Source organism: Streptomyces sp. NPDC037288, assembly GCF_055603265.1.
In genome coordinates, this window is record NZ_JBVJVY010000002.1 from 66,834 (window position 1) to 79,743 (window position 12,910).

Here is a 12,910-nt window from a genome sequence, read left to right on the forward strand (position 1 = left end):
GCTTAGAAGTACCCCTCGCGCTTGCGGTCTTCCATCGCGGCCTCGGAGAGCTTGTCGTCGGCGCGGGTGGCGCCGCGCTCGGTCAGCCGGGAGGCGGCGATCTCGGCGATCACGGCGTCCAGCGTGGTCGCGTCGGAGTCGACGGCGCCGGTGCAGGACATGTCACCGACCGTGCGGTAGCGCACGAGCCGCCTCTCGACGGTCTCACCGTCCTTCGGGCCGCCCCACTCACCCGCCGTCAGCCACATGCCGCCCCGCTGGAACACCTCACGCTCGTGCGCGAAGTAGATCTGCGGCAGTTCGATGCCCTCACGGTCGATGTACTGCCACACGTCCAGCTCGGTCCAGTTGGACAGCGGGAAGACCCGGACGTGCTCACCGGGGGCGTGCCGGCCGTTGTACAGGTTCCACAGCTCCGGGCGCTGACGGCGCGGGTCCCACTGGGAGAACTCGTCGCGCAGCGAGAACACCCGCTCCTTGGCGCGGGCCTTCTCCTCGTCCCGGCGGCCGCCGCCGAACACCGCGTCGAACTTCTCGCTCTGGATCTTCTGCGTCAGGGGGAGGGTCTGCAGCGGGTTACGGGTGCCGTCGGGACGTTCCTTGAGCACACCGCGGTCGATGTAGTCCTGGACGGAGGCCACATGGAGGCGCAGCCCATGTGCGGCGACCACACGGTCCCGGTACTCAAGGACCTCCGGGAAGTTGTGTCCCGTGTCCACATGCAGCAGCGAGAACGGCACGGAGGCCGGGGCGAAGGCCTTCAGCGCCAGGTGCAGCATGACGATGGAGTCCTTGCCGCCGGAGAACAGGATCACCGGGTTCTCGAACTCGCCCGCCACCTCGCGGAAGATGTGCACCGCCTCGGACTCCAGCGCGTCCAGGTGCGACAGGGCGTACGGGCTCTCCGTACCCTCGCCGCCCGTCGCGGTCTCGGCGACGGTCGTCATGCCAGTCCCCTCTCGCTCAGCAGGGCGTACACCGACGCCGCGGACTCCTGCACGGTCTGGTGCTGCGACTCGATCCGCAGATCCGGCGTCTCCGGCTCCTCGTACGGGTCGTCGACCCCGGTGAGCCCCTTGAGGTCGCCCGCGGCCTGCTTGGCGTACAGCCCCTTCACATCCCGCACCGAGCACACCTCGACGGGGGTCGCCACATGGATCTCCAGGTACGACGTGCCGTTCTCCTCATGCCGCTTGCGCACCGCGTCCCGGCTGTCCGCGTACGGCGCGATCACCGGCACCAGCGCCTTGACGCCGTTACGGGCCAGCAGTTCGGCGACGAAGCCGATGCGCTGCACGTTGGTGTGCCGGTCCTCGCGGGAAAAGCCGAGGCCCGCCGAGATGAACTCGCGGATCTCGTCGCCGTCGAGCACCTCGACGCGGTGGCCCTCTCCGCGCAGCCGGCCGGCCAGCTCGTAGGCGATGGTGGTCTTGCCGGCGCTCGGCAGACCCGTGAGCCAGACGGTGGCTCCGGTGGTCACGTGGTTCTCCTGGGTCGAGTCGTTCGTCATCCGTGCAGTCCGCACTCGGTCTTGGTGCGGCCCGCCCAGCGGCCGGCCCGCGCGTCCTCACCCTCCAGGACCCTGCGGGTGCACGGGGCACAGCCGATCGAGGCGTAGCCGTCCATGAGCAACGGGTTGGTCAGCACGCCGTGTTCGGCGACGTAGGCGTCCACGTCGTCCTGCGTCCAGCGGGCGATCGGGGAGACCTTGACCTTCTGCCGCTTCTCGTCCCAGCCGACGACCGGGGTGTTCGCCCGGGTCGGGGACTCGTCGCGGCGCAGGCCCGTCGCCCACGCCTGGTAACCCGTCAGTCCCTCTTCCAGGGGCTGCACCTTGCGCAGCTTGCAGCACAGGTCCGGGTCGCGGTCGTGCAGCTTCGGGCCGTACTCCGCGTCCTGTTCGGCGACCGTCTGCCTCGGCGTGAGGGTGATGACGTTGACGTCCATCACGGCCTCGACGGCGTCGCGGGTGCCGATGGTCTCCGGGAAGTGGTAACCGGTGTCGAGGAAGACCACGTCCACGCCCTTGAGCACGCGCGAGGCGAGATGGGCGACCACGGCGTCCTCCATGGAGGAGGTCACGCAGAACTTCGCGCCGAACGTGTCGACCGCCCACTGGAGGATCTCCAGTGCGGAGGCGTCCTCCAGCTCACGGCCCGCCCGCTCGGCGAGCGCCTTCAACTCCTCGGCCGTACGCTGCTGTTCCTGAGCCGTCGTCATATCCCGTCGTCCCCTCCGTGGTCGGCTCGCTGAAGGCCCCGGGCGAGCAGCCCGAGGAACTTCAGCTGGAATGCGCGGTTGCATGCCGCGCATTCCCAGGCGCCGTGGCCGCCTTCCAGGGCCTCGCTCGGCCGAAGGTCCTCGTCGCCGCAGTAGGGGCAGTAGAAAGGTGCGGCCCGCTCGCTCACGACAGCGCCTCCTCGGAGGCCCGCGCGGCCCAGGAGGCGAACCGCTCGCCGTCCTCGCGCTCCGCCTGGAACCGCCTCAGCACCCGCTCGATGTAGTCGGGCAGTTCGTCCGCGGTGACCTTCAGACCGCGCACCTTGCGGCCGAAGCCCGGCTCCAGGCCCAGGGCGCCGCCGAGGTGCACCTGGTAGCCCTCGACCTGCTCGCCCTGGTCGTCGATGACCAGCTGACCCTTGAGACCGATGTCCGCGACCTGGATACGGGCGCAGGCGTTCGGGCAGCCGTTGAGGTTGATGGTGACCGGCTCGTCGAAGCCCGGCAGCCGGCGTTCGAGTTCGTCGATGAGCGTCGAGCCGCGCTGCTTGGTCTCGACGATGGCGAGCTTGCAGAACTCGATGCCGGTGCAGGCCATGGTGCCGCGCCGGAAGGAGGACGGCCGGGCGGTGAGGTCCAGCGCCTCCAGCCCCTCGACCAGCGAGTCGACCTGGTCCTGTTCGACATCCAGGACGATCATCTTCTGCTCGACGGTGGTCCGCACCCGGCCCGAGCCGTGCGCCTCCGCGAGATCGGCGATCTTCGTCAGCGTGGCACCGTCGACCCGGCCGACGCGCGGTGCGAAACCGACGTAGAACCGGCCGTCCTTCTGCCGGTGCACACCGATGTGGTCGCGCCACTGCTGGACCGGCTGCTCGGGGGCGGGCCCGTCGGTCAGCGTGCGCTTGAGGTACTCGTCCTCCAGCACCCGACGGAACTTCTCCGCGCCCCAGTCGGCGACGAGGAACTTCAGCCGGGCGCGGTTGCGCAGCCGGCGGTAGCCGTAGTCACGGAAGATCGAGACGACGCCCTCGTAGACGTCGGGGACCTCGTCGATCGGCACCCAGGCGCCGAGCCGTACGCCCAGCTTGGGGTTGGTGGACAGGCCGCCGCCGACCCACACGTCGAAGCCCGGGCCGTGCTCGGGGTGCCGTACGCCGACGAACGCGACGTCGTTGATCTCGTGCACGACGTCCAGCAGCGGCGAGCCCGAGATGGCCGTCTTGAACTTCCGCGGGAGGTTCGAGTACGCCTTGTTGTTCAGGACGCGGCGCTTCATCTCCTCCAGCGCCGGCGTGCCGTCGATGATCTCGTCCTCGGCGATGCCCGCCACCGGGGAGCCGATCATCACACGCGGGGTGTCACCGCAGGCGGTGACGGTCGACAGGCCCACGCCCTCCAGCCGGTCCCAGATCTCGGGCACGTCCTCGATCCGGATCCAGTGGTACTGGACGTTCTGCCGGTCGGTGATGTCCGCGGTGCCGCGCGCGAACTCCTGCGAGATCTCGCCGATGACGCGCAGCTGCTGGGTGGTGAGCGCCCCGCCGTCGATGCGGACCCGCAGCATGAAGTAGCGGTCGTCCAGCTCCTCCGGCTCCAGGACCGCGGTCTTGCCGCCGTCGATCCCGGGCTTGCGCTGGGTGTACAGCCCCCACCAGCGCATCCGGCCGCGCAGGTCGCTGGGGTCGATCGAGTCGAAGCCGCGCTTGGAGTAGATCGTCTCAATGCGTGTCCGCACATTGAGACCGTCGTCGTCCTTCTTGACCTGCTCGTTGCCGTTGAGCGGGGTGAAGTGACCCACGGCCCACTGACCCTCGCCGCGGTGACGGCTCACCTTGCGGCGGGGCGCGGAGGCGGCGGGGTTCGGTGGAGTGGCGGCCATGGTTCTACGTCCTTCGGGACCGGTGGGAATCAGCTCTGACCTGCGCAGATGCGCGCACGCGGGCAGGCGTGCGCGTCGTTGCGCAAGGAGAATCAGGTACGGGGGGGTTCGCGGCGGTGCTGGGGCGTCAGCTCGCCGGACAGATGGCGCTGGACATGCGGCCGAGGTCGACGTGCCGCCGACTCACCAAGGCAATTCCAGTTCCAGACATGACGGAAGCGTGTCATGGCGATCTGGACACAGTCCAGCTTTATCCATCATGTGGACACCCTTGTCCCGGAATGTGGAACAAGGGTGTCGTCGCTCACATACGCTGCGGGAGGGCTTGTCCCGCCAGGTCTCACGGGCTATCAGGCGGGGTACGCCCCGGGCCACGGTCCCGGCGCCGCGACCTCGGGCTCCGGCTCGACCTTGGTGTCGAACAGCTTGAAGCCGCGCCGCGTGTAGTTGTCCATGGCGAAGTCGCCGTCGAGGCTGCAGGTGTGCAGCCACACCCGCTTCGTCGGTGTCCGCTGCGGCCACCGCTCGGCCAGGTCCCAGGCGCGGGCCGTGCCGTACGACAGCAGATGCCCGCCGATGCGCCGCCCCCGGAAGGCGGGCAGCAGACCGAAGTAGACGATCTCGACGACACCTTCGTCCTGCGGGTCCAGCTCCGCATAGCCGGCCGGGGTGCCCCGGTCGTAGGCCACCCAGGTCTCCACGCCGGGCCGGTCCAGATGCTGCTGCCATCGGGCGTACGTCCAGCCCAGCCGGTCGGTCCAGTGGATGTCGCCGCCGACCGAGGCGTACAGGAAGCGACTGAACTCGGGGGAGGGCACCTCGGCACGGACGACCCGGACGTCGCCCTCGGGCGCGCCGGCGGCCAGAAGATCGGCCGGCGAGGTCTGCTCCAGGGACCAGGTGGTGACAGGGACGCTGCTCATGCGGGCCAGGGAACCATCCCGGCCCCCGGTCTGTCGATCGGCCGGGTGAGCCCGGGGCGGCTGGGAGAGTCCCAGCGGCGTCGGGGCCGGCCCGGGGACGGCCGGTTCGGCTCAGCGGAGGCCGGGCCGGCCGGTGAGCTGAGGGGCGGCGGGGTCGTCCTTGGGGCGGCCGCGTCGCCTGCCGGGGGTGGCCGAGTTACTTCGGGGAGGGTCGCGTCATCCTGTGGCGGCCGGTCCGGTTCTGCTCAGCGGCGGCCGGGTAGGCCGGTGGCGGGGCCGGATCGGCCGGCGGCGGCCGCGTGGACCCGGGGTCGGTTGGGGTGCCCCGGAGGCCGTGGCACCCGAAGGGGCGGCCGGATCCGTTCAGCGGTGGTCGGGCCGGCTCAACGACGGTCCGGCCGGCTCAACGACGGTCGGGTCAGCTCAGGGTGTGGTCCAGGCTCGGCAGGGGTATCGCGAAGAGCATGCGGTCCGACAGGGACCACACCTCGCCCGTCTCCTGCCAGTAGGACAGCGACCCCGCGGACTGTGCCCAGCAGCGGTGTGAGGCGTCCGCGCCGCAGTGCGCGGCCTTCGCACCCCTGGAGTCCTGCCGCCACAGGCCGCCGTGTCCGTCCCCTGAACCGGGCAGATGTCCCACATACCAGGACGGCTGTTCCGCCCCGGGCTGCCGGTACGACAGCACGCCCCGGATCCCGGCCGCCCGCGTCCGGTAGGCCTCCACCGCCTTCACCCGCCCCGCGGCGTCCGTGGCGAGCAGCCCGCCGCGCGCGGGATCCATGCTGAACGCATACCGCCACAGCCGTGCGTTCCGGTCGCCGTCCGGCGCGGTCCGCTCCGCGGCGACCAGGCTGTCCGGCACCGTGCTCCGGTCCAGGGCGAGCGCGCCGGGACAGGGCGGCCCCGAGCGGGCGCAGCGGCCCGCGGTGAAGCGGTAGGAGCCGACCGCGGGCATCACGTACCGGTAGCCGTCGGCGGACCAGCCGCCGGGCACCCGGCCGATCGCGGGCCCGTCGACGCTGGTGCGCTGGATCCGGCCGAGGTCGTAGACATACAGCGCGTCGGCGCTGCCGGCCCTGGCGGTGACCAGCAGCTTGTCCTGGTACCAGACCATCCCGGAGATCCCGGAGCCGAGCCCCCGGTAGTCACGGCCGCCGTCGACCGGCACCACCAGCAGCACCCAGCCGTAGGCGGGCCGGGCGGGGTCGTCGGCGTTCACGAAGGCGACCCTGGCCAGCCCGCGCTCGTCGGCCCGGCCGGTGGCGGCGCTGTGGGTCCAGCCGGCGAGGACGACCCGGTGGGCGCCCCAGACGCCGTCGTCGTCCGCGTCCCCGGAGGTGGTCACCGACGCCGGCCGCCAGTCCGTGCCGGCGGAGTCGGCCGGGTCCCAGCAGTAGGCACGCGTGACGGCCGGGGCCACGGGCAGCGACGCACGGTCGGCGGAGGAGCAGTCGGCGGACTCACGCATCCCGCGGTCGGCGCTCGCCAGGACGGCGTCCACCCCGACCGGACGGCCCATCGCGGCGGACAGCCGGTTCAGCGTAGAGGCGGGCACCAGACGCTCCTGGAGCCGTAGCCGGCCGGTCTCCGCCGGCGAGGAGAGCGGCTTGAGCGCGCCGGGGCTGTCGGTGTCGTCCGCCTGGGAGACGCTGATCAAGGTGGCGGCCGCGGTGAGCGCCAGCGCGGTCCCGGTCAGGACCGCGCGCAGTGCAGCGCCCCGCCTGCGCCGGCGATGTCTGCCGCGATGCTTCATCTCGTCCCCTCTTCCAGGGCTCCTCAGCCGCCGGTGCGCGCCGGCCGCCGGTGTGCCAACTGCGCCTGACGATCAGTAGGTTGACGCAAGAGGCAACCGGTCAGTCCCCTAGGGGATGCTACGGCAGTAACGGCCCGCGCAGGGCGAAGTCCCCGCACATATGCGGAAGACACGCTCACCGAGCCGCGGGCCCGGCACCCCGCACGGCCGTCCGGCTCCGCGTGATCGCCGGTGCCGTGGAGGAAGGCAGCAGGTCACGAGGGTCGTCGGGGAGCAGCACCTCGACCTCCGCATCCTCGCCAAAGCGATACGGCCGGTGCTGGAGAAGCTCCCCCACATATCTCCGGATCCGGGACAACTCAGCCCGCACCGTCACCGTGCGTGAGGGATCCCCGAACAGATCCCCGGCCAGCGCCGCCGCACCGCGGCCGGACCGGTGGGCGGCGAGCAGATACAGCAACTCGGCGTGCCGGGGACTGAGTTCACGCGACCAGGAACCCGCGGACCCGGAAACCGTCAGCGTACTGCGGCCCGGCCTGGCCAGGTCCAGCACGATCCGCGTGGCGGTGCCGAGCGGCTCCTCGGCCACCCGCAGCAACCAGCCCCCGGCCAGCGGCTCCACCGCGCACGAACCCAGCGACGGCAGCCACCGGCGGCCCGGCGCGAGCGACTTGGGCAGCGCGACGCGCCGTACGTACGGCATCCCCGACACGGCCGCCGTCCAGCCGTCCCGGTCCACCATCAGCGCCCGCCCGTCCAGCCGGGCCAGCACCGGAGCCGCCACCGACCGCAGCCGCTCCAGCGAGTTCAGATGCAGCTCCCGCAGCCGTGCCTCGGCCAGCTTGGCCACCGAGTCCACCCAGGCGAGGGTCGCCGGATGCATCGTCTCCAGCGGGCCGCTGATGTCCACGACGCCGATCAGCCGCCCGTCCCTGGGGTCGGTGATCGGCGCGCCCGTGCAGGTCCACGAGGCGTGCGAGCGGACGAAGTGCTCGGCGGCGAAGACCTGTACGGGCCGTCGTACGACCGCCGGAGTGCCCACCCCGTTGGTGCCGACGACGTCTTCCCGCCAGTCCGCGCCGACTTCGAAACCGAGCCCGTCCGCCTTGCGCAGCACCGGGGAGGCCCCCTCCCGCCACAGCACCCGCCCGTCGGCGTCCGCGACGACCATGATGTGCTGGGCCACATCGGCGACCGAAAGCAGACCCTCACGCAGCACCGGCAGGACATGCCTGAGCGGTGACTCCTGGCGCCGGCGCCGCACTTCCTCAAAGGACAGCAGGCCGGATCTGAAGTCGTGGTCGGGATCGACACCGCTGCGCAGCATCCGTCCCCAGGACTGCTCGATCACCGGCCGGGGCGCGATCCTCGCACGTTGACCGGCAAGCGTGGCGTCGCGTACCTCGCTCAGCAGCCGCGCCGCCTGTGTCGCGTCCACGGCGGCCAGGTGCGCCACGTTCATCGGCGGGTTCACCACGGGGGTCCTTCCGGAAGGGCGCCGAACATCGTTGTCAAGCCGTCCGGGCGGTGGTTTCCGGTCCGGCTGTTCCTCTCATACTGCCGCTTTGGACAGGCCGGAGGCACACACTCCGCGCACGTGCCCCGACAAGTTGCAACCCCTTGCAACCCTGGTGGACGGTCGGAGGGTGGCCGAGACTTGTCGCGTCCGCGGGCCCAACGGGCCCACGCGGTGGGGGTGGTGCCGTGTCGGCGCAGCACCACCCTCTCCGGGCGCCGGCCGGCTTCGTCAGCCCCGGGTGCGTGGTGCGGGTGCGTGGTGCGGGTGCGTCGGGGGTTGACGGTGCGCCGCGGCGGGTCGCGCAGTTGCCCGCGACCCCGGGTGACTTGCGTCCACCTCCGCCGTCAGGACACCGGACGTGCCCTTTCCACAACCGCCTCCAGGTCCAGGCTCGTTGGCAGGGTGCCGAACGACGCGCCGTGGTCGCCGCCCAGCCGCGAGGCGCAGAAGGCGTCGGCCACCTCCGGTGGGGCGAAGCGGACCAGCAGGGAGCCCTGGAGGACCAGTGCGAGGCGTTCCACCAGGCGGCGGGCGCGGCCCTCGACGTCGCTCAGGTCGGCGAGTTCGGTGAAGAAGTCCTTCACGGCGCGGTCCAGGCGGTGGTCGGCGCCGTGCGCCCGGCCGATCTCGGTCAGGCAGGCGTCCAGCGCGCCCGGCTCCCGTTGCAGCACCCGCAGCACGTCCAGCGCCTGGACGTTTCCGGCGCCCTCCCAGACGGAGTTCAGCGGCGATTCCCGTACCAGCCGGGGCAGGCCCGACTCCTCGACGTAACCGTTTCCGCCCAGGCACTCCGCGGCCTCGACCGCGACGGGCGCACAGCGCTTGGTGATCCAGTACTTGGCGGCCGGCACCGCCAGCCGCACGAAGGCACGCTCCTGCTCGCCGCCGTCGTCGTACGCGGCCGCGAGCCGGAGCGCGAACGTGGTCGCGGCCTCGGACTCCAGCGCGAGGTCGGCCAGGACGTTGCGCATCAGCGGCTTGTCGAGCAGCCGGCCCCCGAAGGCCTCCCGGTAGGTGCAGTGGTGGATCGCCTGCGCCACCGCCTGCCGCATCAGACCCGCCGAGCCCAGCGCACAGTCCAGCCTCGTCGCCGCGACCATCTCGATGATCGTCCGCACCCCGCGCCCCTCCTCGCCGACCCGGCGGGCCCAGGTGCCGGCGAACTCCACCTCGGCGGAGGCGTTGGAACGGTTGCCCAGCTTGTCCTTCAGCCGCTGCACGAGGAAGACGTTGCGGCTGCCGTCGGGCAGGACGCGCGGCACCAGGAAGCAGGTGAGGCCGCCCGGGGCCTGGGCGAGTACGAGGAACGCGTCCGACATCGGCGCCGAGCAGAACCACTTGTGCCCGGTCAGCGTGTACGCGCCGGCCTCGGTGAGCGGCCGGGCCTCGGTGGTGTTCGCACGGACGTCGCTGCCGCCCTGCTTCTCGGTCATGCCCATACCGAAGAGCACGCCGGCCTTCCGCTCGGCGGGCCGCAGCTCCCGGTCGTAGACCGTGGACGTCAGCCGCGGCTCCCACTCGGCGGCGAGCGCCGGATCGGTGCGCAGCGCCGGCACGGCCGCGTGCGTCATCGACAGCGGGCAGCAGTTGCCCGCCTCGGCCTGCGTCCAGACCAGGAACCCGGCGGCCCGGCGGACGTGCCCCGACGGCCGGATCCAGGCCCCGGTCAGGCCCGCCGAGACGCCCTTGCCGAGCAGCCGGTGCCAGGCCGGGTGGAAGTCGACCTCGTCGATCCGGTGCCCGTACCGGTCGTGGGTGCGCAGCCGGGGCGGGTGCTCGTTCGCCCGCGCCGCCCACTCCTGCACCTGGGCCGAGCCGGCGGCCCGGCCCAGCGCGGACAGCTCCGCGCGCACCTCGTCGAGCACGTCCGGACCGGTGTGCCGCCCGACGGCCGCCACGAGGGCCCGGTCGGCGGTGAACAGGTCGTAGCCGACCAGCTCAGGCGGCTGGTTCGTCACGGTGTGGGTGGAGGTGCCTGCCATGATTGCGAACCTACCCGGGACGGCGGCGCTGATGACCTCCACAGTGGCACAGCGGCACCGCCGGGCGCGCCGGATGCGGTCACCAGGCCCGGAACCGGATGCGGTCAGGCCCGGAAGGTGAGGCCGGTCCGCCGCTGCGGATACCTTTGGGTCGTGCAGCCAGCAAGTGAACCCCCCGAGCGGCCCGCCGGTCGCCTCCACCGGGCCAGAGCCCTCTACCGGAACGTCTCCAAGCGCAGGACCGCCTGGCTGTTGCTCAAGGACACCGTCAACTCCTGCATGGAGTACCGCATCCTGGGCCTGGCGGCCGAGGCGGCCTTCTTCACGCTGCTGTCCGTGCCGCCGCTGCTGCTCTGCCTCATCGGGCTGCTCGCCTACGTCGACACCTGGACCGGCGCCCACACCATCCGCAGCCTGGAGACCAACATCCTCGAGGCCTCGCGGACGGTCCTGTCCGACAAGGGCGTGAAGGAGATCACCCAGCCGATCCTGCACGACGTGATGAAGGGCGGCCGGCCCGACGTCATCTCCATCGGTTTCGTCTTCGCCCTGTGGTCCGGCTCCCGCGCCGTGAACGTCTTCATCGACACGATCACCGTCATGTACGGCCTCGACGGCGTCCGGGGCATCGTCAAGACCCGGATGATGTCGTTCCTGCTGTTCATCGTGGCGCTGCTGATCGGCTCGGTGGCACTGCCGCTGATGGTGGCGGGCCCGGACGCGGTGGTACGGGTGGTGCCCTGGTCGGAGACGGTGGTGCAGGTCCTGTACTGGCCGGTCGTCATCGTGCTGTCCATCGCGTTCCTGACGACCCTGTACCACGTCTCCGTGCCGGTCCGCTCCCCGTGGATCGAGGACGTCCCCGGCGCCCTCGTCGCCCTGGCCATGTGGGTCCTCGGCAGCTTCCTGCTGCGGATCTACCTCGTGCACACCATCGAGGGCGCCACCATCTACGGCTCCCTCGCCGCCTCCGTCGCCGTACTCCTGTGGATCGGTGTCGCGGCCTTCGCCGTCCTCGTCGGCGCGGCCGTGAACGCCGCCATCGACCGGGTCTGGCCCGCCGCCGCCACGGCCGCCGCCCGCGCGGCCAACGAGCGGATCCGCGAGGCCCAGGTCGCCGATTACGTCGCCCGGGCGGCGGTGGCCCGCGAGACCGACCCCGACGACCCCGACATGCCCTCCGAGTTCCCCGAGCGCTGGTCCCGCTTCCTGCCCCCGGAGGACGTCACGTCCCGCCTGCGCACCCACGCCAAGCACGTCCCCCACGCCCACAAGGCCAACGGCCGGCATCCGCACGAGCCCGGCGGGGACGGGGGGACGGCGGGCCCGGGGGGGCCGGCACAGCCGGAGAAGTGACGGGGCGGGGACGGGACGGTGGTCCAACGGGCGCTGTACCGCCCCGGTGAACGGCCCGCGCCGGTGTCGGGCCCGTCCAGGTCCCGGCTGCTGTTCCGTGCCGCTGTCGGGCCCGTCCAGTTTCCGGCTGCTGTTCCGTGCCGCTGTCGGGCCCGTCCAGTTTCCGGCTGCTGTTCCGTGCCGGTGTCAGGCGCGTCCAGTTTCCGGCTGCTGTTCCGTGCCGGTGTCAGGCCCGTCCAGGTCCCGGCTGCCGCTCCGCGCCGGTGTCAGACCGTCCACGTCCCGGCTGCCGCCGCCTCCCGGGCGAAGTCGCCGAAGTCCCGCGGTGCCCGGCCCAGCACCTGCCGTACGCCGTCGCACACATGCCCGTTCCGTCCGTCGAGCAGGGACGCGAACAGCCCGACCAGGTACTCCACCTCCTCGGGCGGCACCCCGAAACCGGCCAGCCGCTCACCGTAGTCCCGGGGAGACACCGCCCGGTACGCCAGCTTGCGCCCGGCCGCCGTGGCGACCTCGGCGACCGCCTCCGCGAAGGTCAGCAGCCGTGGCCCGGACACCTCCAGCGTCCGCCGCACATACCGGTCGCCGCCGGTCAGCGCCGCCACCACCACGTCGGCGACGTCCCGCACATCGACGAACGGCTCCCGCGCCGCCCCGCCCGGGAACACCAGCTCCCCGCCCTCCCGCAGCTCCGCGAGCAGCGGCCCCTCGCTGAAGTTCTGCGCGAACCACGCGGCCCGTACGACCGTCCACCGAGCTCCCGACGCCGCGAGCGCCTCCTCCGTCGGCAGGGCCTGCCGCTCACCGCGGGCCGACAGCAGCACCAGCCGCCGGACCCCGAGCCGCACCGCCGCGCGGGCGAGCCGGCCGACGGTTTCCGGCGCGTCCGGCGCGCCCACGTCGAACGGATGGACGAGGTAGGCGGCGTCGGCGCCGCGCAGCACCGGTTCCCAGGTCGACGGGTCGTGCACGTCGAAACCCCGCGCGCGGGAGGCGGCGCGGACCGTCAGGCCCGCTGCGCGTGCCGCCGCCGCGACCCGGCTGCCGGTACGGCCGGAGGCACCGGTCACGACCACCGTCGACACGTCCACGTCCACGTCCGGCGTGCGCGGCTCGGCTCCCGTGTGCTCCGGAGTCTGCGCCCTCCGCGCGTCGTGCGCCGGGCTCTGCGTGTTCTCCGTGTCCTGCATGTTCTGCCTGTCCTGCATGTTCTCCGCGGTCCGCGTGTTCTCCGTGTTCTGCGTCATGTCCGTCAGTCAACTGCCGTGCCGCCCC

12 protein-coding genes are annotated in these 12,910 nt (G+C 72.1%); 1 reads left to right on the forward strand and 11 read right to left on the reverse strand.

Translation table 11 applies throughout. The annotated features are described in order from the left end of the window. Positions 1-2 precede the first annotated feature (2 nt). The 10 genes from cysD to ACZ7GZ_RS02715 form a co-directional block, all read right to left on the reverse strand. Positions 3-947: a sulfate adenylyltransferase subunit CysD gene (gene cysD / locus ACZ7GZ_RS02670; protein ID WP_471020335.1), complete on the reverse strand. Its 945-nt coding sequence runs from the start codon at positions 945-947 to the stop codon at positions 3-5. Further along, positions 944-1,480, reverse strand: coding sequence for an adenylyl-sulfate kinase (gene cysC, locus ACZ7GZ_RS02675; RefSeq protein WP_471020766.1), 537 nt, complete (start codon positions 1,478-1,480; stop codon positions 944-946). The genes cysD and cysC overlap by 4 nt, the downstream gene beginning before the upstream one ends. A gap of 26 nt (positions 1,481-1,506) precedes the next feature. Next, positions 1,507-2,220, reverse strand: a complete 714-nt coding sequence (locus ACZ7GZ_RS02680; protein WP_471020337.1) for a phosphoadenylyl-sulfate reductase — start codon at positions 2,218-2,220, stop codon at positions 1,507-1,509. Next, the gene (locus ACZ7GZ_RS02685) at positions 2,217-2,408 is read right to left on the reverse strand and encodes a hypothetical protein (protein WP_471020339.1); all 192 of its coding nucleotides are present in this window, start codon (positions 2,406-2,408) and stop codon (positions 2,217-2,219) included. The genes ACZ7GZ_RS02680 and ACZ7GZ_RS02685 overlap by 4 nt, the downstream gene beginning before the upstream one ends. Further along, positions 2,405-4,102: a nitrite/sulfite reductase gene (locus tag ACZ7GZ_RS02690; protein WP_471020341.1), complete on the reverse strand. Its 1,698-nt coding sequence runs from the start codon at positions 4,100-4,102 to the stop codon at positions 2,405-2,407. The genes ACZ7GZ_RS02685 and ACZ7GZ_RS02690 overlap by 4 nt, the downstream gene beginning before the upstream one ends. A gap of 127 nt (positions 4,103-4,229) precedes the next feature. After that, positions 4,230-4,313 (reverse strand): putative leader peptide, encoded by an 84-nt coding sequence (locus ACZ7GZ_RS02695; protein ID WP_309486338.1) that lies wholly within the window; start codon positions 4,311-4,313, stop codon positions 4,230-4,232. A gap of 139 nt (positions 4,314-4,452) precedes the next feature. After that, positions 4,453-5,025 carry a GNAT family N-acetyltransferase gene (locus ACZ7GZ_RS02700; protein WP_471020343.1) on the reverse strand — a complete coding sequence of 191 codons (573 nt, stop codon included), beginning with the start codon at positions 5,023-5,025 and terminating at the stop codon, positions 4,453-4,455. A gap of 418 nt (positions 5,026-5,443) precedes the next feature. Then, positions 5,444-6,778 carry a hypothetical protein gene (locus ACZ7GZ_RS02705; protein WP_471020345.1) on the reverse strand — a complete coding sequence of 445 codons (1,335 nt, stop codon included), beginning with the start codon at positions 6,776-6,778 and terminating at the stop codon, positions 5,444-5,446. Between the two features lie 175 nt (positions 6,779-6,953). Next, on the reverse strand, positions 6,954-8,240 hold the full coding sequence (locus ACZ7GZ_RS02710) for a GAF domain-containing protein (RefSeq protein ID WP_471020767.1): 1,287 nt from the start codon (positions 8,238-8,240) through the stop codon (positions 6,954-6,956). 401 nt (positions 8,241-8,641) lie between these two features. Next, complete coding sequence (locus ACZ7GZ_RS02715; RefSeq protein ID WP_471020346.1) at positions 8,642-10,279, reverse strand: acyl-CoA dehydrogenase family protein; 1,638 nt, start codon at positions 10,277-10,279, stop codon at positions 8,642-8,644. A 153-nt stretch (positions 10,280-10,432) separates the two neighbouring features. Here ACZ7GZ_RS02715 and ACZ7GZ_RS02720 point away from each other — a divergent pair, with 153 nt between their 5' ends. Continuing rightward, complete coding sequence (locus tag ACZ7GZ_RS02720; RefSeq protein ID WP_471020349.1) at positions 10,433-11,635, forward strand: YihY/virulence factor BrkB family protein; 1,203 nt, start codon at positions 10,433-10,435, stop codon at positions 11,633-11,635. Positions 11,636-11,901: 266 nt separating this feature from the next. On the opposite strand, the gene ACZ7GZ_RS02725 is transcribed toward ACZ7GZ_RS02720, so the two are convergent. Then, positions 11,902-12,882: an NmrA family NAD(P)-binding protein gene (locus ACZ7GZ_RS02725; RefSeq protein ID WP_471020352.1), complete on the reverse strand. Its 981-nt coding sequence runs from the start codon at positions 12,880-12,882 to the stop codon at positions 11,902-11,904. Positions 12,883-12,910: the final 28 nt, after the last annotated feature.

What these genes read in the sequence shown, in the direction of transcription:
- cysD (WP_471020335.1), bottom strand. Translation starts at nt 947, where the DNA reads ATGACGACCGTCGCCGAGACCGCGACGGGCGGCGAGGGTACGGAGAGC.
- ACZ7GZ_RS02680 (WP_471020337.1), bottom strand. Translation starts at nt 2,220, where the DNA reads ATGACGACGGCTCAGGAACAGCAGCGTACGGCCGAGGAGTTGAAGGCG.
- ACZ7GZ_RS02690 (WP_471020341.1), bottom strand. Translation starts at nt 4,102, where the DNA reads ATGGCCGCCACTCCACCGAACCCCGCCGCCTCCGCGCCCCGCCGCAAG.
- ACZ7GZ_RS02695 (WP_309486338.1), bottom strand. Translation starts at nt 4,313, where the DNA reads ATGTCTGGAACTGGAATTGCCTTGGTGAGTCGGCGGCACGTCGACCTC.
- ACZ7GZ_RS02700 (WP_471020343.1), bottom strand. Translation starts at nt 5,025, where the DNA reads ATGAGCAGCGTCCCTGTCACCACCTGGTCCCTGGAGCAGACCTCGCCG.
- ACZ7GZ_RS02705 (WP_471020345.1), bottom strand. Translation starts at nt 6,778, where the DNA reads ATGAAGCATCGCGGCAGACATCGCCGGCGCAGGCGGGGCGCTGCACTG.
- ACZ7GZ_RS02710 (WP_471020767.1), bottom strand. Translation starts at nt 8,240, where the DNA reads ATGAACGTGGCGCACCTGGCCGCCGTGGACGCGACACAGGCGGCGCGG.
- ACZ7GZ_RS02715 (WP_471020346.1), bottom strand. Translation starts at nt 10,279, where the DNA reads ATGGCAGGCACCTCCACCCACACCGTGACGAACCAGCCGCCTGAGCTG.
- ACZ7GZ_RS02725 (WP_471020352.1), bottom strand. Translation starts at nt 12,882, where the DNA reads ATGACGCAGAACACGGAGAACACGCGGACCGCGGAGAACATGCAGGAC.